Source organism: Aerococcus mictus (assembly GCF_003286595.3).
Lineage (GTDB): Bacteria > Bacillota > Bacilli > Lactobacillales > Aerococcaceae > Aerococcus > Aerococcus mictus.
Genome location: NZ_CP132985.1, coordinates 492,782 through 514,896 on the forward strand (window position 1 = coordinate 492,782; position 22,115 = coordinate 514,896).

A 22,115-nucleotide genomic window follows, 5' to 3' on the forward strand; every position below is an offset into this window, starting at 1 on the left:
AAGCTAGAGCATGACAGAACCGACAATAAGGAAATAAAACAGTGATAAACGCTGAAAATGGGAAAAATTGAGGAGATTAGTATGGACGAACAACAGCAAAGTCTGTTAAATGATTTAAGTAAAAACTTTACGGGAAACTTTAAAGACGATATGACCTATATTGTTAGCAAGGTCAAGGATCATTTCCGTGATTTACAAGAGGATGAGGAATTACGTCAGCGAATTGAGAAAGTCCTTCTAGATGCTTATCCTGAAGAAGAGGAACCAATTTTACGTTTATGGACAGATTTGACAGATCGTTCTGATGATGATTTCATCCAACATATGAAGGAATTAATTGATGAAGGGAAGGCCACTGATGCCCAGTTTGAAATGAATCTCTTTATCAATGCCATGGAAGCTGACTTTATTGAGTATAAGCCTAAACCTAATGTAAAATATTATTCGATTAATGACTGGATCGACTTATTTATTTTCACTTGGTATGAACCTCAAACACTCGAATTGCGTCCAACCAAACGCGATTATTCCAAAATCTATAATTCCTACGCTGAAGTGCTGATGGCTGCCAATGAATGGCAGGAGGCCGCTGAAGCCTACAAGCAAGCCCTGCTTTGGAACCCCTATAATGCTAAAACTATTTTTAATCTGGCAGGGGTTTACCAATTGATGGAACAATACGGGATGAGCTTTGCGACGATTTTGAATGGTTTTCGTTACGCCGTAAGACGGGAAGACTTCTCCCGGGGTTATGCCTATCTGGCTTATTTCTATGAGAAAAAAGATGACCTAAAAACTGCGACTCAGTTATACTACCTGAGTTTAGCTTGGTCGGATAACTCCCGGGCCCAAGAACGTTTGGCGGTTATCGAAGAGGAAATGGGCTACTTGGAGCCGGCCCTTGAAGGTGAAGCCCTTCAAAAATTTAAGAAAGATTACCGTATTAACAACTATCCGAATGCAGAAATGTTGAATGGACTCAAGGCCGCAGCCAGTCGGGCCATGGCCCTACATTCCTATGAAACCGCCTATGTTTATTATGGCCTCTACATGGACTTGGTTGACTCACCTGAAGACTATATTGTGAAGATGATTCGGGAACTGGATTACCGTTTGAAAGGTAACCAGGACTGTGAATAGTCCCATGTAGCCAGTGAACATCAATTGATAGAGAATAAAAAGTGCTTCAGACTAGTCTGATTTCCCTATAGGGAAGATCGACTGGCCTGAAGCACTTTTCTTTTGACTTAAGAGAGAGGCATTGAAGCCTAGTTTCTTAATGTTTACGAAGATCGTGGGGTGGGTAGTGGTAGTGTTTTTTGAATGCGCGGTAGAAGGAAGAATAGTCATTAAAACCCACCTTTTGCCAGGTGTTTTGGATCGATTCACCTTGGCTAATTAAGTCCTGGGCCCGTTCTAATCGTTTGTTGATGATGTATTGGTGGAGGGTGGAATGGTAAAATTCTTCAAATAAACGATTGAGGGTGGAGCTACTATAAGCAAAGCGCTTGGAAATGAGCGATAAGGGCAAGTCTTCAGCCAGGTGACTGTCAATAAATTGCGCAATGGCGGTGGCTAATTCATAGCGTTGGTCACGAATATGGGGGTGGAGGTGTTTTTGCTCAAATAAGTGACAGCAGTCCACCAGTAATTGACAGGTTAAGGCAAAAAGTCGCTTTTGTTGGAGCTGGGTCTTGGCATAGGATTGGGTTTGATTCATTTCAGTAAGTACCTGGTTGAGGTATTTCCAATCATGACGGTCAACACTTAAAATCTGCATTTTAGCAAAGAGTTGATTAATTTCAGGAGTAGCGATAAAGCTATCGCTGACCGCTTCCAAGTAGGGGTCACCAATAGCCAGAAGAAAGCCCAGATGTTCCTGGTCCTTGTCGATCTTATCAGTCTTAAAGTTGACCCGGATATTGGCAGGGAGGGAAACGACCTGCTGGCTTTGGAGAGTTAGGCTTTGGTTGGGCGTTTGGAGGTCTAAAGCTTTTTGGCTAAAGAGCATCTCCTGACGGTGATAAAGGGAACGATTATAGGTCAGCAAATTGTCTTTTTTTAAAGCGGTGACTTTGATCCGGTAGGGAACTGATAAGAGTGACATAAAGAGAGACTCCTTTTTGTGTTCTATTATTAATAAAGTATTTTAATATAAATACCGAGTCAAGTAAATCGATAATAAAAGGGCTGAGACTTTTGCCTCAGCCCTTTCGTATAATTTGAAGGCATTAAATGATGCCTAGGGAATGCATTTCAGCTTTAATTTTTTCGACTAATTCACTATCCGGAGCCGTTAAAGGTAGGCGGGTAGGCCCCACATTAAAACCAAGTAAGGCTACCGCTGCCTTGATTGGAATAGGGTTAGGTTCAGCAAAGAGTAAGTCAATCAGTGGTTTGTAGTCGGCTTGAATCTTTCTTGCAGTCTTGAAGTCACTCTTTAGTGCCGCATGGGTCATTTGGTTGACTGCTTTTGGCGCAATATTGGCTAAAACAGAAATAACCCCTTTTGCCCCTAAACTCATTAATGGCACGATAGTATCATCATTGCCTGAATAGAAATCGATGGATTGACCGACAGCATGTAAGTTATCGACAGAATGGTTAAAGTTACCGGTAGCATCTTTTAAGGCCACAATATTATCCACCTTAGCTAATTCTTTGAGGCTTTCTGGTTGAATAGTCATTCCCGTTCTTCCTGGTACGTCATAGAGGATCACAGGAATATCCACAGCCCCAGCGATGGCGTGGTAGTGTTCAATGAGGCCTTGTTGGCTGGTTTTTAAGTAGTAGGGGGTGACGGAAAGAATAGCATCCGCACCGACTGCTTCACAATCTTTGGTTAATTGGACGCCGTGGCGGGTATCATTGGAGCCCGCACCGGCAATGACAGGAACGCGTCCATTAACATAATCTACCGCAAACTTAATGACTTCAACTTGTTCTTCGTCGGTTTGAGTGGAAGCTTCACCAGTTGTGCCGTCGATAATGAGGGCGTCAGTACCAGCGTCAATTTGAAAGTCGATTAATTCTTTGAATACATCAAAATTAACCTTTTTTTCTGCCGTATCCTCATAGGGTGTCACCAAAGCAACGCCTGAACCAGTATAAATTGACATATCTAACCCCTCCGTTTAATAATTATAAATATTGAATTGTGTGGAATATTATTAACAATTAATTTAGCACGCTAGCAGGCCTTTGTCAATTGTCTTTATGAGTAGATATAGGTACGCGGAACCCGTTCGCTAATGCCACAAGTAATTTCATAGGCAATGGTATGGTTATATAAGGCCAGGTCCCAGGCCGAAATGTGGTTGCCTTGGTCATCGCTACCAATCAAGGTGACTTTTTCGTGGAGGGGGAGTTCTTTAGGGAGAGCGACCATGCATTGGTCCATACATACCCGCCCCACAATTGGGCACTTGTAACCAGCGATCAAGACTTCAAAGCCAGAGGAAGACCTTGGTAGCCCGTCAGCATAGCCAATCGGAAGGGTCCCAATCCATTGATCCGATTCAGTGGTATAGGTCGCTCCATAGCTAATCGATTCGCCAGCATGTAATTTTTTGACATAGACTAATTCACTTTCCAGGGTAAAGGCCGGTTTTAGCGGCATATCATCTGGAAGGGCAAAATCGGGGCCGGCGGGGCTTTCCCCATATAAACCAATCCCTAGGCGAACGATGTCCATGGTTTTTTCTGGGTACCAGAGGGCCAGAGCCGTATTGGACCGGTGAATGAGAGGTTTCTTATTAAGGTGAGAAAAATCTAAGGCCTGGATAAAGTCTTCAAAACGTTGGGATTGCTTAGCAACATAGTCTTGATCCTTGACTTGATCGCTATCAGCCGTTGCATAGTGGGTAAAAATTCCGTCTAATTCAAAAGCTTCTTGGTGGTCACTGATATAGTCGATAATTTCCTGGCCCGACTGACTATCCCGTAAACCAATCCGACCCATTCCTGAATCCACCTTTAAATGCAGTTTTAAAGGGGGAAATTCTTGGTCTGTTGGGCGTTGGGCGTAAGCTGCTTTTAACCAATCCAAAGACGAGATGGTCAGACTGATATCGTGTTGGGCATGAAGCCAAGCGTCTTCAACCTCGGTAATCCCTAAAATGAGGATAGGAGCCTGGATACCGGCTTCTCTAAGGGCCAGAGCTTCATCAGTGACAGCGACACAGAAGCCCTCTGCCCCGGCTTCAGTGAGGGCTTTAGCAATAGGAATAGAGCCGTGACCATAGGCATCTGCTTTAATGACTGCATATGTCTTGGCTTTAGGGCTAAAGGCATGTTTAAATAGTAGGTAGTTATCAACAATATTTGGAATTGAAACAACAACCCGAGTAGGGCGATGTTCGCCACAAATCATAAAAATTCTCCTTTCAAGGACTTTTCATCGTAGCTATATTTTAGCATAAATCGGGTCAGGAGCATTAGATTTGTCGAGGCGTAGAGGGAGGCTATATGATTAGAATTTGTTTTGTATGTTTGGGTAATATTTGTCGCTCACCCATGGCAGAGGCCTTGATGCGTGAAGCAGTCAAAAAGAACCATTGGGAAAGAGAGGTTCAGGTGGAATCAGCAGCTATTTCTGACTGGGAAATAGGTAATGGTGTCCACCCAGGCAGCCGTCAAATCTTGGAGCGGGAAGGGATTCCATGGGAGGACTTGATTTCCTCCCCCTTAACTGAAGATATCATTCAAGAGGCAGATTTATTAATCGGGATGGATGACCAAAATATTGCCGATATCAAAGGTCTAGGCGCTGACCCCCAAAAAGTCTTCCGCCTCATGGATTTCACCGACCAAGGTGGCATTATTGATGACCCCTGGTATACCGGTGAATTTGAATTAACTTTCGAGAAAGTCAGTCAAGGTATCCAAGGGCTCTGTGACTATCTCAAGGAGAATTACCCCCAGCAATTAAATTAACCATTTTGAGAATATGTTTTAGAGCGATAAAAAGGCTCCCCCTCGAGTGATCGAGCAGGAGCCTTTTTATTTTGGCATAAGTATTCAATGTATTTTATTGGACAGCTTTTAATAGGGCTTGGACCCGGTCAGTCTTCTCCCAAGGGAAGTAGCCCTTATCGCTAGGACGACCAAAGTGGCCGTAGGTAGCGGTTGGTTGGTAGATGGGCCGGCGCAAATCTAAGCTATTGATAATACCAGAAGGTGATAGTGGGAAGATTTCGCGAATAGCTTCTAATAAGCGGTCTTCAGAAACAGTCCCGGTTTCAAAAGTATCGACAGCGATAGATACCGGTTCGCTTACTCCAATGGCGTAGGCGAGTTGGACTTCACAAGCCTTGGCTAAACCGGCAGCAACAATGTTTTTAGCAATGTAGCGGGCCATATAAGAGGCTGACCGGTCTACCTTGGTGGCATCCTTTCCGGAAAAGGCTCCACCACCATGTCGGGCTGCACCACCGTAGGTATCCACAATAATCTTGCGGCCAGTTAAGCCGGAATCGCCCTTAGGACCGCCAATAACGAAGCGGCCAGTCGGATTGATGTAGTATTTGGTATTTTGATCTAATAGGGAAGCTGGGATCACTGGTTTAATGATGTATTCCTTAACATCTTGGTGGATTTGTTTTTGGGTGATTTCTTCGGCATGTTGGGTAGAAAGCACGATGGTATCCACGCGGAAGGGTCTGCCTGCATCATCCAATTCAACCGTTACCTGGGTTTTGCCGTCTGGACGTAAGTAAGGCAGTAAGCCACTGTGACGGGCATAGGCCAAACGTTCAGTCAAACGGTGGGCTAGGGTGATGGCCAGAGGCATATATTCTTCGGTTTCATCACAGGCGTAACCAAACATCAACCCTTGGTCACCAGCACCTAAGGACTCAATAGCTTCCTCAGCGGCCAAACTATCGTCTTCTTTCCGGGCTTCTAGGGAAATGTCAACCCCTTGGGCGATATCAGGAGATTGTTGGTCAATGGCTACCATCACTGATAAATTCTCAGCGTCAAAGCCGAACTTACCTCGCCGGTAACCAATTTTGGTCACGGTATCACGAACAATTTTTTGATAATTAAGGACGGCTTTAGTAGAGATCTCTCCAAAAATAAAAACTAAGCCAGTATTTACGATGGTTTCACATGCTACCCGACTGTTGGGGTCTTGAGCAATAGCGGCGTCCAGAATAGCATCACTAATTTGGTCGGCTACCTTGTCAGGATGTCCTTCTGTGACACTTTCACTAGTAAATAATCTTTTTTCTTTTGACATAGGAACCTCCTAGTTCTCTTGATTTCTCTAGTATCATAGCATACAAGGGTCAATTTGTATCTAAGAAAGTGATTTCAAGCATAGAGTCAAGTAGAGATTTTTTCTGTCTGCCTTGATAGGGCCTGTGTTGAATTTCCAAGAAATTAAAGGTAAACTAATCTATACTAATGTTTAAAGTCACAGCTTTTATTTAAGGGTGGTGTGTGGATGAAACGCCGGGATTACAGACAAGCAAAAAAAGCTTATGAAAAAGAAAAACAAAACCAAGCAAAGGGCAAAAGTGAAGTTAATGATCCTTTGTACAACCAAGCAACCACCGAATTCAATAGTGATGATTTTCGTGACTTATCATTTGATGACCAAGAACTTCATGACCAAGATACTAATGAAATCTTCTTTGAAAAGCAAAAACGTCGCCAATGGCAATGGTCGTCACCTAACAAGGGAGCTTCCCGTTTCATTGTTTTACTCCTGGCTATTTTAGCGATAATTGTGGCGGTCCTAGTAATGCCCATTTTGGTCAACTTTTTCCGCCAGGTGGTTACCTTTATCTAGTAAGCTAATAACATTTAAATATAATGCCAAGCAAAAAGGAGACTGGAATCAAGGTTCCAGCCTCCTTTTGCCTTTTAGTTGAGTTCGGAAGGGTGAGGGGGATGTTCTTTCAGAAAAGTTGAACGATCAGCAAGCTGATCTTTTCATCTTTTCCTCCAAGGAATCTCCCTCCCTGGTCCTTCCTCACATCCTTTTATTTTGGTTCAAGGATTTGTGCTTCACGAGGATAGTGGTTGATGGCTTCAGGACCTTCTTCATGAGCGATGACTAGGTCTTCGATTCTAACTGCGGTATTGCCGGTTAGGTAGATACCTGGTTCTACTGAGAAGATATTTCCGGCTTGGATAGGGGTTTGGTTGACTTGGGAGACGTCCCCCTTCTCATGACATTCCCGGCCGATAAAGTGGCCAATTCGGTGGGTAAAGTAAGGGCCGTATCCGGCTTGGTCGATGTGGTTTCGTCCCGCTAGGTCCACTTCAGCCAAGGCTTGTCCTACTTGGGCCGCCTTAAATCCCCGAGCTTGGGCCTCTTCAACAATTTGGTGGATTTTTAGCGCTTCTTTAGTGGGTTGGCCATAATAAACCGTCCGGGTCATATCAGAACAGTAATAGTTATGGCGGCAGCCGATGTCAATCACCACAGAGTCCCCCAGCTCTGGTTTAGAGTGGTCAGGCACATGGTGGGGGTCGGCTCCATTAGGCCCATAGGCAATGATCGGTTCAAAGCTTAGGCCTTGGTTAGCTCCTTCTTCGACAAAGATTTTCTTCAACTGTTCGCAAGCCTCAATCTCACTATAGCCATAAGGAATCACTTCTTCAATTACCCGCTTCATGGCCCGGTCGGTGATGGCAGAGACTTCCCGCATGGCTGCCATTTCCTCTTCCGATTTGATGGCCCGTTGTTGGTCAACGATATCACTGGTCAGTAACCAGTTAAAGCTTGGATAGGCCTCCATCAAGGGCAGTAACCAGCCTGCAATCAGATGTTTATCGACACCAACACTTGCACCATTTGCCAGGTTCTCAAACACCTTAGTTTTTTCAAAGGCTTCAACGATACTATCACCGTCTTTAATCCAAACCACTTGGCCCTTATCGGGTTCTTCAAAGACAAAGAGTTCATTGGCAATTAAAACCGGCTCTTGGTCAGCTTGGGCGATCATTAACCAGATTCTTTCATTGGGATCGAATTCAATATTGTAGTAATAAGAAATGGCATAGGGGTCACTAATTACTAAGCGACTAATGCCTTGAGATTTGAGATTGTCTTGTAAAATGTCTAAACGTTGGTAGCTATGATTAGTCATTTTCTTCCTCCTTTTTTGCTTGACAATGAGCCCTTAATCATAGACTTTGAAGCCTAAAAAGGTTCTCATTTGTCAGACTATTTGGCTTATTATAGCATAAATTTGACTGGTCTTTACAGGTATTCAAAGTCAGTAAGATGTGCTAAACTGGAAATAAAAGTAAGCGTTTCACAAGGCCTGACTTGACGCTAATTAGGAAGTGAGAATTCATGGTAAAAATAGACTATAAACAATATGTTGACGCACTGATAAAAGATATTCAAAACTTGGTCCAAATTCCTTCGGTCAGAAACTTGGATCAGGCCAGTGAAGGGGCCCCCTATGGCCCCGCTGTTGCTCAAGCTGTGGAATGGTTAGAAGAGAAGGCTCAATCAGATGGTTTCGAGACAAAAAATTACCAGGGTCATGTCCTAAGCATTGAGCCTAAAAATAATGGTCAAGGTCAGCGGGTTGAAATTGCCTGTCACTTGGATGTGGTGGATGTGGCTGCTGGTTGGGAGGATGACCCCTTCTCCGGTAAAATCGTGGATAACCGCCTTTATGGCCGGGGCAGCGATGACATGAAACGGGCTGATATGCTGGTTTACTATGCCTTAAAGATTATCCGTGACTACCAAATTCCCCTCAAAAATCAATTAGTATGGCTTTACGGGACCGATGAAGAATGCAATATGGATGATATGAAATACTTCCGTCAACAGGCCTCTGAGCCTAGCTTTGCCTTTACCCCTGATGGGAATTTTCCACTCTCCATTGGGGAAAAAGGAGCGCTCACCTGGACTATTAGTGGGCAGTGGCCGGCAGATTCCTTGGTCCATAGCATCAAGGGTGGGGAAGGCGCTAATGTAGTGGCTTCTTCCTGCCAAATCGCCCTCAAGGCCAATAACCCTGAGGCGGCCGAAGCCTATTGCCAAGCCAAAGACTGGCCAGTCAAGGTGGTTAGCGACAGCGAAATGGTCGTTATCCAGGTCAAGGGTAAGGCGGCTCATTCTTCGGTACCTGAATTAGGGGCCAATGCCATTGTCCGGGCCTTAGATATTGCGGCTAATGCCTATGGCGACAACTACGCTAGCCAGCTTCTTGATCGCGTAGGGGCCAGTGATGGCTCTGGTTTATGCATTAACTCATCAACAGAAAAAATGGGGGCCTTAACCTTTAACCTAGGAACCCTAGTCCTTGACGGTAAGGGGGCTTACCAGATGGAAGTCGATATCCGTTACCCTGATGTCTGGACCAGTGACCAGCTCTATGACCGGGTTAAGGGACACTTCCCAGAGGCTCACTTTGAGACCACTTTTGATGTTCCTTGGACCTTGGTGGATGCTAAGCGACCAGCCATCCAGGCTCTGCTCAAGCAATTTGAAGAAGTCTTCCCTTCAGAAGACCAAGAACCCACTGTCAGTGGTGGGGTAACCTACAGTAAATATATTCCTAATTGTGTAGGCTTTGGTGCTGCTATGGCTGATGACCCCACAGTCGCCCACCAAGCCAATGAGTGGATAGACTTAAGTAATCTAGAAGATTTGCTCCGACTCTACACCCAAGTCATTATTGAATTAGGACAGATGGACGACTTGTAAGCAGAGAATTGAGGGCTTAGTGACTAGGTTTATAACTTTTTGAATATGAGAGGCTTCCCTAGTCAATAGTGATGTTTATATAAAAAAGGCGACGAATTCTAGAATGAATTTTGTCGCTTTTTTTTCTTGGAATTTCGCTATTTGTCATACTTGTCAGGCACTTTCCTTAACTTTTTATTTATAAAAACTTTAAATAATCTTTTATAAGTTATTGCTTTTTTCCTCCTCGAGGCGTATATTTTTGGATAACTTACTTTGAGGAGGTAAAGAAAATGAAGGTAAGAAAATTAGTTATAAGTTTATTGTCCCTTTCAGCTCTTGCTTTAGCGGGCTGTAGTCAAAATAGTAAGGCTAATGAGAAGATCGTTCACCTCACCGAGGCTCAGGAAATCTCCACCCTAGACTCGACCACGGTTGAAGATACAGGGAGCTCTGCCTATATTGGTCACATGCAAGACCCCTTGTACTGGGAAGACGAAAATAATAAGGTCACACCAGCCTTAGCTAAAGAAATGCCTGAGAAGTCTGAAGATGGTTTAACTTACACCATTAAAATGCGCGATGACGCCAAATGGTCTAACGGGGATCCAGTCACTGCCAATGACTTTGTTTATGCCGTTCAACGCCTAGCCAACCCAAAAACTGGTGCTTCTTATGCTTACTTAGTAGAGAACTTCGAAAATGCTGAGGGCGTTCTCAAGGGCGACCGCCCCGTAGAAGACTTAGGGGTTAAGGCCTTGGATGACCATACTGTAGAAATTAAGTTAGCTAAGCCAGTCCCATATATGGACCACTTACTTGCCTTCACTAATTTCTCACCATTAAACAAGAAATTTGTGGAAGAAAAGGGTGACGCTTACGGGAGTAATTCTGAAAACGTCCTCGCTAGTGGTCCTTTCAAGGTGGAAGACTGGGATGGTACTGGACTTAACTGGAAATTAGTCAAAAACCCAGACTACTATAATGCGGACAAGGTTAAAATCGATGGCGCCGATGTTCAAGTCATCAAGGAAATCTCTACCCGGGTGAACCTATTTGAGAATGGTGAAGTCGACAATACCATTCTGAGTGGAGAGTTAGTCCGTCAATACAAGGATAATCCTAACCTGAACTTCAAACCTAAGGCCTCAATTTCTTACATTGGTGTTAATCACAAGAATCCATTGCTGGCTAATAAGGACTTCCGTCTTGCGCTTGACTACGCCTTGGATAATAAAGAATATACCGAACAAATCCTAGCGACCGGTTCAACCCCAATTTCAACCTTTGTGCCTAAGGGCCTAGTCAAGAACCCAGAAACTGGGGCTGACTTAGTGGATGATGCCAATATCGAGCCAAAAGTTGATGTTAACAAGGCCCAAGAACTCTGGGAAAAGGCTAAAGCTGCTGTTCCACAAGATTCCTACCGCCTACGTATCTTATCTTCTGACGATGAAGGCTCCAAGCGTGTGGGTGAATACTTCCAAGGACAATTAGAAAATAAATTACCTGGCCTCAAAGTAGACTTAATTACTGTCCCTGGTAAGAACCGGATTGCTGCACAAAGATCAGGGGACTTCGACCTGGTTCTCGCTGGTTGGTTGGGAGACTATGCCGATGCTTCTAACTTCTTAGATTGCTGGAAGACTGACAATCCAAATAATGACGGCAAGTATTCGAATCCTAAATATGATGAATTATTAAACAGAGCCTCTGACCAAGATGCCAATGATCCGCAAGCCCGTTACAATGACTTCTTAGAAGCGCAAAAGATTCTGGCCGAAGATGAAGGAATCATTGTCCTTAACCAAGGGGTAACCGCTGAATTACGTAACCCACGTGTCAAAGGGGCGACCTACCGTTCCGTTGGTAATGAGTTTGACTACCGTACCGCGACAATTGATAATTCAGCCGCTGAAAAATAATCTCAACTAAATAAGTACATCACTAAGCAGGAGTAGTTTCCCTGACGCATTAGAAACAGGGGGGGGCTGCCCCTGTTTTTTGTTTTTACTGATTTTATATATGAAAATTAGTGAAAAATATGTCAGCTTGCAGAAAACGTTCACAATGTATCTTTTTGTGCTAAAAATTAGTGAAAATGATTGATTTTTCTGACAGTTTAGGGTATATTATCCCATACGAATTATATTTATTTTAGGGGAGGAAAAATATTATTATGAAGTTTAAGAAACTCGCTGTGACGGTCTTAGCTTCTGCAGCCTTAGTACTTAGTGGCTGTGGGCAGGGCCAAAGCCAAAACCAGAATGTTATTCGTCGGACTGAATTACAGGAAATGACTACCCTAGACTCTACCCGGGTAGAGGATGTGCAAAGTGCTAACTACATTGGTCACATGCAAGATCCTTTATATTGGGAAGATGAAAATAACGAAGTGCATCCGGCTTTAGCCAAGGAAATGCCAGAAAAGTCTGAAGATGGCTTAACTTACACCGTTAAGATGCGCGATGACGCTAAATGGTCCAATGGAGACCCTGTCACCGCTCACGACTTTGTCTATGCTGTCCAACGCTTAGCCAATCCAGAAACTGGGGCTACCTATGCTTACCTAGTGGAGAATTTCGAAAATGCGGAAGAAGTGTTAAAAGGCGACCGCCCAGTAGAAGACTTAGGTGTAAAAGCTTTAGACGATTACACCATTGAAATCAAATTATCTCGCCCAACCCCATACATGGAACATCTATTAGCCTTCACCACCTTCTCGCCACTTAACCAAAAATATGTGGAAGAAAAAGGTGATGACTACGGAACCAACTCCGATAATGTCCTAGCCAATGGGCCTTTCAAGGTGGAAGACTGGGATGGTACCGGCTTAACTTGGAAATTAGTCAAGAATGACGACTACTACAATGCTGACCAAGTGAAAGTGGACGGTGCTGAAGTCCAAGTCATTAAAGAAGACTCCACTACCGTGAACCTCTTTGAAAATGGGGAAGTGGATAATGCGCTCTTACGTGGTGAATTAGTCCGTCAATATAGTGACCACCCACACCTTGAATACCGTCCAACTGCTTCAACTTACTACATCGAGTTGAACCAAGAAAATCCATTATTAGCTAATAAAGACTTCCGTGAAGCTTTAAACTATGCGATCGATAATAAGGAATACGCTGAACAAATTAAAGCAGACGGCTCAGTCCCACTAAGTACCTTAGTGCCTAATGACTTGGTCCACAACCCTGAAACGGGAGAAGATTTCACCAAGGACGCTGGCATTGAACCAAAATATGACCCTGAAAAGGCCAAAGAACTCTGGGAAAAAGTTCAAAAAGAACTGCCACAAGACTCTTACAGCATTCGTTTACTCTCTTCTGATGACGAAGGCTCTAAGCAAGTGGGGGAATACCTCCAAGGTCAAATCCAAAATAACCTCCCTGGCTTAAAAGTTGACTTAATCACTGTGCCAGGTAAGAACCGGATTGCCCAACAAAATGCTGGTGACTTTGATATGGCTATTTCTGGCTGGTTGGCTGACTATGCTGATGCCTCGAACTTCCTTGACCTATTCACGACTGGTCACTCCAATAACCATGGCAACTATTCTAATCCAGCCTATGACCAATTATTAGAAAAAGCGGCCAATGAAGATGCTAATGACCCTCAAGCGCGTTACAATGACTTCATTGAAGCACAACGTCTCTTAGCCGCTGATGAAGCTACGATTGTTTTATCACAAAAACAAGATGCTGAACTCCGGAACCCACGTGTTCAAGGCATCACTTACCGTCCTGTCGGAAATGAATTTGACATCCGTACAGCGACTATTGATAATTCTGCCAATGAATAACAGCTAAATGGCTGACTTTAAAAGGCGCCGCTACTTTCGAGTTGGGCGTCTTTTTTGTTTTTCTGCTTATAAAGGGGGATTACTTCTTATAAAAGGAAGTTTTCAAAAACAGCTGTATTTATTCATTTAAAAAATATTCAAAATAGTTTGACAATTTATCTCTAATAGGGTATTTTATTAGATAAATAAATTTTTAAGGGGAGATAAATATGAAAGTAAAACGTAGTGCTTTGCTCCTTGCCACGGCTGCTAGTCTTTTCTTGGCAGCATGCAGTGGACAAGAAAGTGCAGGAAACAAGAGTGGAAAAAATTCGACCATTAACTATGCTGTTAACACCGAACTATCGACACTCGATTCTGGGACTGTAATGGATATTAACGCGGCAAATTATATTGGCTTAGTCCAGGAAGGGCTCTATTGGGAAAATGAAAAGAATGAAGTCCAACCAGCCTTAGCCAAGGAAATGCCAGAAAAATCAGAAGACGGTTTGACTTATACCGTTAAGATGCGTGACGATGCCAAGTGGTCGAACGGGGACCCTGTGACTGCCCATGACTTTGTCTATGCCATTCGTCGCCTGGCTGACCCTAAAACAGGGGCGGCTTACTCCTATCTCTTAGAGAACTTTGTCAATGGTCCAGAAATTGCTGATGGCAAGAAGGCCCCTGAAGAAATTGGCGTTAAAGCCTTGGATGACCATACCATTGAAATTAACTTGTCCAAACCGACACCATATTTGGAACATCTCTTATCCTTTGTGCCTTTCTTCCCAACTAACCAAAAATTTGTGGAAGAAAAGGGTGACCGTTATGGTAGCTCAGCCGAAAACTCGATTGCTAGCGGCCCTTACAAGATGGTGGAATGGGACGGATCGGGCTTAGAATGGAAACTGGAAAAGAATCCAGACTACTATAACAAGGACCAAGTCAAAGTAGATAATATTGACGTCCAAGTGATGAAAGAAGTCTCAACGAACGTCAATCTCTTTGATTCTAAGAAAGTCGACAATTCCCTCTTGACCGGTGAAACCGTTAAACAATTTGCTGACCATCCTAATGCTGTTCAACAAGAGAAAGCTCGGACCCGTTACTTACAACTTAACTATGAGAACAAGGTCTTAGCTAACCGTAACTTCCGTCAAGCTGTTGACTATGCGATCGATAATGATGAATTGACCCAAAAGATTATTGGGGACGGTTCTAAAGGGCTTTCAACCTTTGTGCCAGAAAACTTTGTCGCTAACCCTGAAACCGGGGAAGACTTCGTCAGTGAATACGGTAATGAGAAATTTGCCGATAAAGACAAGGCCAAAGAATATTGGGAAAAGGCCAAGTCTGAACTCGGTCAAGACCAAGTGACTATCCGCTTACTGGCTGATGATGATGAGAAATCTAAGAAGGAATCCCAATATATCCAAGGGCAAATTGAAGAAAATATGCCAGGAGTTAAGGTAGAAATTACTAACGTTCCTAAGAAGAACCGAATGAGTCAAGTGGCAGAAGGGAATTTTGATCTTGTTATCACCGGTTGGGGAGCTGACTATGCGGATGCAAGCAACTTCTATGACCTTTTCAAATCTGATAATTTCTACAATCAAGGGCACTATAAGAATCCTGAATATGATAAGGTCGTAGAAAGAGCAGGCAACCAAGATGCTAATGACCCTAAGACACGTTGGGAAGACTTTAAAGAAGCTCAAAAGATTCTCTCTGATGACAAAGCAGTCTTAGTTCTCTATCAAGAAGTAGAAACCCAATTACGTAATCCAAATCTTAAGGGCATTACTTTCCGCCCAGTCAACCTCGAATATGACTTCAGAACCGCTTACTTTGAATAAGAAATCTGAATTTAAATAATGAAGCATAGATATCCTTCAACGAATCAAGCTTGATCTATAAAATTGAAGGGTGAATGAGGCAAAATTAAAAAGAGGCTCTAGCAAGCCTCTTTTGTCTTTGTTAGAATATATCACGTAAGGAATACTATGATAAGATTTCTATACACTCAAACAGATAAAACGCTACTTTTAAGCCATAAAAAGTAGATGCAATTCTCTAAAATAAGTAGTATAGTAATAGGAATACAAGTGATAAAACTAGGAAAAAACTTCCTATGGCTAGACCTTTGCGGTACCAAGGTCCGATGTGAGTCGACAGATAGTCTTCTTTGTCAGAATCTTCTGTGCTGACTGGAGATGGATCGGGAGCTGCCTTCCACAGCCTCGGCCCATATTTCTTCCACATGGATTGAAACGTATCAAAGGTACCGGCTTTTAATATCCAACCAGCAAGGGAGGGAATCAAAAAACAAGCGGAAAGTATAAAGTAACTGTCACTTAAGCGTCTGGCCCAGGGATAGCTGGACTCAATCAGTAATTGAAGGAGTGGCAGGACAGTTAATATACTGACCAAAAGAAGGCCTTTATTTTTTTTCATAGTTGATATCATTCCTTATATTGTGATTTTCAATGTTATTAAATTTACCATAAATTAGGAGGTGGCGCAATTTATGAAATCATATGGCAAGTTTCTATTAAGAAGAATATTCTTTATGGTTTTGACCTTATTTCTAATTGCAACGATCACATTTTTCTTAATGAAGCTCTTACCGGGAACGCCTTATACTAATGAAGATAAGCTTTCTCCTGAGCAGATTTATATTATGAATGAACGTTATGGCTTAAACGACCCAGTATTTGTGCAATATATTCGCTATATTTTAGGAATGCTGAAGGGCGACTTTGGGGTATCATTCCAATTCAATAACACCCCAGTGTCTGAATTATTAGGCGCCCGGATCTGGCCTTCCATCCAATTAGGGGCCCAAGCCTTACTGGTAGGGACCGTGATTGGGACTATTTTTGGGGTTATTTCAGCCATGTACCGGAATACTTGGATTGATTCCGGACTAACCTTTCTCTCGATCCTAGGGCAATCGATACCTAACTTTGTTTTCGCCGTCCTCTTACAGCTGATTTTCGCTGTTAAACTGGGCTGGTTCCCAATTGCTCTTTGGGATAGTGGGCTGTGGTCCTCGGTCTTACCGACCATTGCTCTCTCGATTTCGCCTTTGGCCAATTCAGCGCGTTTTGTGCGTACCGAGATGGTGGATGTCTTGAATTCTGACTATATCGAATTAGCTCGGGCTAAGGGGCTTAGTCAAACCAAGGTGGCCTTTAAACATGGGGTACGGAATGCCTTGATTCCCCTAGTAACCATCCTTGGCCCTCTGTCTGTGGCCTTGATGACGGGTTCTATGGTCGTGGAGAATATCTTTGCTATCCCAGGAATTGGGGAACAATTTGTTAAATCCATTACCACCAATGACTACCCAACCATTATGGGTGTGACCATGTTCTACTCTACCGCCTTGGTAGTTATCTTATTAATTGTCGACATCTTATACGGAATTATTGACCCACGTATTCGTGTAAGTACTGAAGGAGGGCGTTAAGAATGGCTGAAAATACCAAAGCTTACCCTAAAATGAGTAAAGAAAGCTTCCGCCCGGTTAACCATGAGGATTACTTATCCGCTGAAACCATCTCAGCACCATCCTTGAGTTTTATTCAAGACGCTTGGCGGCGCTTAAAGAAGAATAAAGCAGCTGTTGTTTCTTTGGTTATCCTAATTATTGTGGCTATCATTGCTTTATTAGCTCCGGTTTTAGCTCCTTATGACTATGCCGCCCAAAATGCTCAATTTGCCAACCTACCTCCTAAGATTCCTGGATTGGAAGCCTTGTCCTGGTTCGATGGTAAAACAAAAGTGGCTGGCGCAGCGGTTGACGCTTATGCCAAGGCTGGGGTTCCTGAAGGTCAATACTTCTACCTAGGAACGGACGCTTTAGGACGTGACTTGTTATCGCGGATTCTCTATGGTACTCGCGTTTCCCTCTTTATCGGGGTGGTTGCCGCACTCTTGAACCTCTTAATTGGGGTGCCTTACGGGATTGTTTCCGGTTGGATGGGCGGCAAGGTCGACAACTTGATGCAACGTATTCTTGAAGTAATGTCTGGGGTGCCTAACTTAGTGGTAGTTATCCTCTTATTACTCGTCTTACGTCCAGGGATCTCATCCATTATTATTTCCCTAGCCTTGACCGAGTGGATTACCATGGCGCGTTTAGTTCGGGCAGAAACCCTGAAAATTAAAACCAGTGAATATGTTTTAGCGGCACGGAGTCTAGGAGAATCTCCTTTCAAGATTGCCCTCAAGCATATTCTGCCTAATATTGCTGGGGTGGTTATTATTCAAACCATCTTCTCCATTCCTTCAGCCATCTTCTTTGAAGCTTTCTTGAGCTTTATTGGTTTAGGAATTCCAGCTCCTCAAGCATCCTTAGGGACACTGATTAACGATGGTTATAAGACCTTCCGCTTCCTACCTCACTTGATGTGGTATCCAGCGGGTGTCCTCTGTATCGTTATGATTTCATTTAATATGCTAGCAAACGGATTAAGAGATGCACTTGATCCAAAAACAACGGATTAGGAGGCGAGCAAATGAGTGAAAATGTACTAGAAGTAAAAGATCTAGAAATTGGTTTCGATACCTTTGCTGGTCAAGTCCAAGCCATTCGCGGGGTAAGTTTTGAATTGAAAAAAGGCGAAACCCTAGCCATTGTTGGTGAATCAGGCTCTGGAAAATCCGTGACCGTTCGAACGGTGATGCGTCTTTTAGCCAACAATGCCGTAGTTAATGGCGGTGAGGTCAATTTCAGAAATGAAAACTTACTCGAAAAGACCGACAAAGAAATGCAAGCCATTCGGGGAGAAGACATTGCCATGATCTTCCAAGATCCGATGACTTCCCTAAACCCAGTTATGCGGATTGGTGACCAAGTGGCCGAACCGATCCGCCTCCACCAAAATGCGTCTAAGGAAGAAGCTAACAAGCGGGCCTTGGAACTCTTAGAGCAAGTGGGAATTCCTAATGCCAAGGACCGGATGCGCGATTATCCCCACCAATTCTCTGGGGGTCAACGGCAAAGAATTGTTATTGCTATTGCCCTAGCTTGTCGTCCTGAAATTCTAATCGCTGATGAACCAACCACCGCTCTAGATGTGACTATTCAAGCCCAAATCTTAGAATTGATGAAGGAGCTCCAAACCACTTCAAGCACCTCAATTATCTTTATTACCCACGACTTGGGTGTGGTGGCGAATGTGGCTGACCGGGTAGCGGTGATGTATGCTGGTAAGATTGTGGAATATGGAACGGTTGATGAGATTTTCTATAATCCTCAACATCCTTATACTTGGGGTTTAATTACCTCCATGCCAACCCTAGATACGGAGGGTAAGCTACTTTCAATCCCTGGGACCCCGCCGGACTTATTAGACCCACCTAAGGGAGACGCCTTTGCCTTGCGGAGTGACTACGCTATGGCTATCGACTATGAAGAACAACCGCCAATGTTCCAAGTTTCTAATACCCACTTTGCGGCTACTTGGTTACTTCATCCCGATTGCCCAGCAGTGACGGTTCCTGAAGAAATCAGTTCTCGCTTTGAAACCTATCAACAATTAGTGGCAGAGGGACTAGTTGAAGAAAATGGTACCAGCACAGGCGTACTTGACCAAGCCCATAAACAAGCCGCACAAAAGGAGGTCGCCCATGACTAAGCAAGAAAAACCTCTCTTAGAAGTTCATCACTTAAAACAATATTTTAATGTTGGACAAAAGAATGAAGTGCGTGGTGTCGATGATATTTCCTTCGACATTTATGAAGGGGAAACATTTGGTCTGGTTGGCGAATCGGGTTCCGGTAAGACGACAACTGGACGGGCCATCATGCGCTTATACCAACCAACTGACGGGGAGATTCTCTTTGAAGGCAAGGATATTGCGGCCATTAAGAAGCGCCAAGATGAATTAGCCTTTAGAAAAGACATTCAAATGATCTTCCAAGATCCCTATGCTTCCTTGAATCCGCGGATGAAGGTTGAAGACATCATTGCTGAAGGTCTGGAAATTCATAAGATCTGTAATAGTGAAGCGGAAGCCAAGGAAAGAGTCAAGCAATTACTTGAAGTGGTTGGTTTGAAAGCTGATCATGCTTCCCGTTATCCTCACGAGTTTTCTGGGGGGCAACGGCAACGGATTGGGATTGCCCGCGCCTTAGCGGTTAACCCGAAGATGATTATTGCTGACGAACCCATTTCAGCCTTGGACGTTTCCATCCAGGCCCAAGTGGTTAACTTGATGCAACGCCTGCAAAAAGAGTTTAACTTAACCTATCTCTTTATTGCCCACGATTTGTCTATGGTGAAATATATCTCTAACCGGATAGGGGTTATGTACCGAGGAAAGTTAGTTGAGTTAGCAGATTCTGATGAACTCTACTACCATGCCTTACACCCTTATACCAAGAGTTTATTATCAGCGGTGCCGCAACCGGACCCTATCCATGAACGTAACCGGAAACGGATCCCATACGACCATGCCGACTTCACTGGCAATGAAAGCATGCATGAAATCGTCCCAGGTCACTACGTTTACTGTAGCCCTGAAGAAGCTGAACAATATAAAGCTAACTACAAATAATAGAGTGTGACAGTCACAACAAAGGACGAAACCGCTACGCATACTATATTTGTAACTCGCTCCGCTTCGAACAGCTATAGCAACTGGAAAAAACTGGGATAAGCTCAGCAAGGCTGGGCGTTACCAGTTTTTAGTCGGGTTCGACTTGGCAGACTTGGAGTGATTTCACAAGTCAGAAACAAGCGAATGCTTCGCTTTTATTCTGACTTGCTCCAATCATCCAAGCCTAGGCATCAAGTCTCACACCCTGTGTGAAGTGGACGTTCGTCCTGTGACTGGAGCAGGTTTTGATTAAATATTCATTTAAAAAGCTGCAGAGGCAAAGGCTTCTGCAGCTTTTTTGTGGAGATTTTTTCTAAGGCTTCTGAACAAAAAAACTCCGTCATGTTTATGGCGAAGTTTTAGCGATGACTATTTTAGTCTTCTTGGTGACGTTGTAGGTAGCTTTGGAATAGAAGTCCAGCAATTAAGATAATGTACCAGAGAATTTTACGGTTGCGGGCTTTTTGTGCTTTAGTAACTGCCATTATTTCTCCTCCTTTATGACCCAGGTCAAACTTTTCTTAATTATACCATAAAGTAGATCTGACTTTAATGAATAATCAGAGTCGGTCTATTGTCTCAAAAGGGAAAAGTTTCGTTTTTTCTTAAAAAAGCGCTCAAAAATAAATATCCTTTAAAACTATGATAGAATAAAGTTTCTGAAAGAATAACACTAAAAACAATAAATTAAATCGAGGGACTGCTAGTATGAAAATTGGTATTGATAAGTATAATTTCTATATTCCAAAGCAATATATTGAAATGCGGGACTTGGCTGAGGCACGCCAAACGGACCCCAATAAGTATCTGCTGGGTTTAGGCCAAGACCAGCAAGCCTTTGCCCCTTTGTCTCAAGATACAGTTTCTATGGCTGCTAATGCTGCGGCAGGCATTCTGACCGACCAAGACAAGGAGGCTATCGATTTAGTGATTCTAGCCACTGAATCAGGGATTGACCAATCCAAGGCTGGGGCCATCTATATCCACCACTTATTAGGCATCAATCCCAAAGCCCGTTGTATCGAAGTGAAAGAAGCATGTTATGGGGGGACCTTTGCCCTACAAACTGCCGTCAACCATATCACTAAACGCCCTCAAGCCAAGGCCCTGGTTCTCACTAGTGATATTGCCCGCTACGGCTTAAACACTGCAGGGGAAGCCACCCAAGGCTCTGGGGCAGTGGCCTTATTAATTACTGCCAATCCCCGGATCCTTAGTGTCAATGACGATGCTACCTATTATACCATTGATGTCATGGATTTCTGGCGGCCTAATTACTCGCGCTTGGCCCATGTGGATGGACATTATTCCAATGACCAATACCTTAATGCCCTAGACCAAGTTTGGGCTGACCACCAGGCACTTTCCGGCCACCAGCTGGATGACTTTGCTGCTTTCTGCTTCCACCTTCCTTACACCAAATTAGGCTTAAAAGGTTTAAAACACCTCACCCAAAAGGCTAAGGATGAACCACTAGGGGAGTGGGAGGAATCCTTTGAAGCCAGTCGGGCCTATAATCGTCGGGTAGGGAATATTTACACAGGATCCCTGTACCTCAGTTTGATTAGTTTATTGGAAAACGATACTTCTTTACAAGCAGGCGACCTCATTGGCCTGTATAGTTACGGTTCGGGAGCGATGGCCGAATTCTTCTCCATGAACCTAGAAGCTAATTACCAAGACTACTTGGAAGGAGATAAACACCGCCAACAATTTGCTGAGCGGCAAAAGCTTTCCATTCCTGAATATGAAGCCCTCTTTCAAGAAGACCTCCTTAGTGACGGTAGTCAGCAAAGCATTCCAGCCCACGAGGACCAGGACGACTACCGTCTACTCGGCCTCAAAGACCATAAACGCATTTACGGTAAATAAGGGAGAATGCGACAAGCGCATCAGGAGGCAAGATCGCTAGGCATACTATATCTGTCACTCGCTGACGATTCGAACAACTGTAGCAACTGGAAGAAAAAGGCGTCAAAATTCTCAAAGAGAATTTGACGCTTTTTTCTGAAGCGGATGTTCGTTCTGTGACTGGAACACGTTTGAAGAGAGTGT

At 43.7% G+C, this 22,115-nt stretch carries 18 protein-coding genes; 12 read left to right on the plus strand and 6 right to left on the minus strand.

Annotated elements, in window-relative coordinates; genetic code table 11:
- Positions 1-81: 81 nt before the first annotated feature.
- The gene (locus DBT49_RS02385) at positions 82-1,140 is read left to right on the plus strand and encodes a tetratricopeptide repeat protein (protein WP_070558600.1); all 1,059 of its coding nucleotides are present in this window, start codon (positions 82-84) and stop codon (positions 1,138-1,140) included.
- A 136-nt stretch (positions 1,141-1,276) separates the two neighbouring features.
- Here the strand turns inward: DBT49_RS02385 and DBT49_RS02390 are convergent, their stop codons facing one another.
- From DBT49_RS02390 to alr, 3 genes are all read right to left on the minus strand, one after another.
- Positions 1,277-2,107, minus strand: coding sequence for a helix-turn-helix domain-containing protein (locus tag DBT49_RS02390; protein ID WP_070558598.1), 831 nt, complete (start codon positions 2,105-2,107; stop codon positions 1,277-1,279).
- Between the two features lie 124 nt (positions 2,108-2,231).
- Positions 2,232-3,119: a 4-hydroxy-tetrahydrodipicolinate synthase gene (gene dapA, locus DBT49_RS02395; protein ID WP_070558596.1), complete on the minus strand. Its 888-nt coding sequence runs from the start codon at positions 3,117-3,119 to the stop codon at positions 2,232-2,234.
- Positions 3,120-3,214: 95 nt separating this feature from the next.
- A complete protein-coding gene (gene alr / locus DBT49_RS02400; protein WP_111872383.1) occupies positions 3,215-4,372 on the minus strand; it encodes an alanine racemase in 1,158 nt (385 codons plus the stop codon).
- Between the two features lie 95 nt (positions 4,373-4,467).
- Here alr and DBT49_RS02405 point away from each other — a divergent pair, with 95 nt between their 5' ends.
- The gene (locus DBT49_RS02405) at positions 4,468-4,935 is read left to right on the plus strand and encodes a low molecular weight protein-tyrosine-phosphatase (protein ID WP_070558592.1); all 468 of its coding nucleotides are present in this window, start codon (positions 4,468-4,470) and stop codon (positions 4,933-4,935) included.
- A gap of 94 nt (positions 4,936-5,029) precedes the next feature.
- Here the strand turns inward: DBT49_RS02405 and metK are convergent, their stop codons facing one another.
- The gene (gene metK / locus DBT49_RS02410; protein ID WP_070558590.1) at positions 5,030-6,241 is read right to left on the minus strand and encodes a methionine adenosyltransferase; all 1,212 of its coding nucleotides are present in this window, start codon (positions 6,239-6,241) and stop codon (positions 5,030-5,032) included.
- A gap of 207 nt (positions 6,242-6,448) precedes the next feature.
- Here metK and DBT49_RS02415 point away from each other — a divergent pair, with 207 nt between their 5' ends.
- Positions 6,449-6,796, plus strand: a complete 348-nt coding sequence (locus tag DBT49_RS02415; RefSeq protein ID WP_064292979.1) for a hypothetical protein — start codon at positions 6,449-6,451, stop codon at positions 6,794-6,796.
- A 193-nt stretch (positions 6,797-6,989) separates the two neighbouring features.
- Here DBT49_RS02415 and DBT49_RS02420 read toward each other — a convergent pair whose 3' ends face one another.
- Positions 6,990-8,102: a M24 family metallopeptidase gene (locus tag DBT49_RS02420; RefSeq protein WP_070558589.1), complete on the minus strand. Its 1,113-nt coding sequence runs from the start codon at positions 8,100-8,102 to the stop codon at positions 6,990-6,992.
- A 209-nt stretch (positions 8,103-8,311) separates the two neighbouring features.
- Here DBT49_RS02420 and DBT49_RS02425 point away from each other — a divergent pair, with 209 nt between their 5' ends.
- The 4 genes from DBT49_RS02425 to DBT49_RS02440 all read left to right on the plus strand — a co-directional run bounded on the left by DBT49_RS02425 (position 8,312) and on the right by DBT49_RS02440 (position 15,307).
- Positions 8,312-9,682 carry a Sapep family Mn(2+)-dependent dipeptidase gene (locus tag DBT49_RS02425; RefSeq protein WP_111872384.1) on the plus strand — a complete coding sequence of 457 codons (1,371 nt, stop codon included), beginning with the start codon at positions 8,312-8,314 and terminating at the stop codon, positions 9,680-9,682.
- A 272-nt stretch (positions 9,683-9,954) separates the two neighbouring features.
- Positions 9,955-11,586: a peptide ABC transporter substrate-binding protein gene (locus DBT49_RS02430; RefSeq protein WP_070558585.1), complete on the plus strand. Its 1,632-nt coding sequence runs from the start codon at positions 9,955-9,957 to the stop codon at positions 11,584-11,586.
- 254 nt (positions 11,587-11,840) lie between these two features.
- On the plus strand, positions 11,841-13,469 hold the full coding sequence (locus tag DBT49_RS02435) for a peptide ABC transporter substrate-binding protein (protein ID WP_064292975.1): 1,629 nt from the start codon (positions 11,841-11,843) through the stop codon (positions 13,467-13,469).
- A 209-nt stretch (positions 13,470-13,678) separates the two neighbouring features.
- On the plus strand, positions 13,679-15,307 hold the full coding sequence (locus DBT49_RS02440; RefSeq protein WP_070558583.1) for a peptide ABC transporter substrate-binding protein: 1,629 nt from the start codon (positions 13,679-13,681) through the stop codon (positions 15,305-15,307).
- A gap of 217 nt (positions 15,308-15,524) precedes the next feature.
- On the opposite strand, the gene DBT49_RS02445 is transcribed toward DBT49_RS02440, so the two are convergent.
- The gene (locus DBT49_RS02445) at positions 15,525-15,905 is read right to left on the minus strand and encodes a DUF3899 domain-containing protein (RefSeq protein WP_101560476.1); all 381 of its coding nucleotides are present in this window, start codon (positions 15,903-15,905) and stop codon (positions 15,525-15,527) included.
- 73 nt (positions 15,906-15,978) lie between these two features.
- Here DBT49_RS02445 and opp3b point away from each other — a divergent pair, with 73 nt between their 5' ends.
- The 5 genes from opp3b to DBT49_RS02470 all read left to right on the plus strand — a co-directional run bounded on the left by opp3b (position 15,979) and on the right by DBT49_RS02470 (position 21,932).
- Entirely contained in the window at positions 15,979-16,923 is a 945-nt protein-coding gene (gene opp3b / locus DBT49_RS02450) for an oligopeptide ABC transporter permease (protein ID WP_013669345.1), read from the plus strand.
- Between the two features lie 2 nt (positions 16,924-16,925).
- A complete protein-coding gene (gene opp3C, locus DBT49_RS02455) occupies positions 16,926-17,963 on the plus strand; it encodes an oligopeptide ABC transporter permease (RefSeq protein WP_013669512.1) in 1,038 nt (345 codons plus the stop codon).
- A gap of 11 nt (positions 17,964-17,974) precedes the next feature.
- Positions 17,975-19,096, plus strand: a complete 1,122-nt coding sequence (locus tag DBT49_RS02460) for an ABC transporter ATP-binding protein (protein ID WP_060777826.1) — start codon at positions 17,975-17,977, stop codon at positions 19,094-19,096.
- Positions 19,089-20,018, plus strand: coding sequence for an ABC transporter ATP-binding protein (locus DBT49_RS02465; RefSeq protein WP_013670088.1), 930 nt, complete (start codon positions 19,089-19,091; stop codon positions 20,016-20,018). The genes DBT49_RS02460 and DBT49_RS02465 overlap by 8 nt, the downstream gene beginning before the upstream one ends.
- A gap of 750 nt (positions 20,019-20,768) precedes the next feature.
- Positions 20,769-21,932 (plus strand): hydroxymethylglutaryl-CoA synthase, encoded by a 1,164-nt coding sequence (locus DBT49_RS02470; protein ID WP_111872385.1) that lies wholly within the window; start codon positions 20,769-20,771, stop codon positions 21,930-21,932.
- Positions 21,933-22,115: the final 183 nt, after the last annotated feature.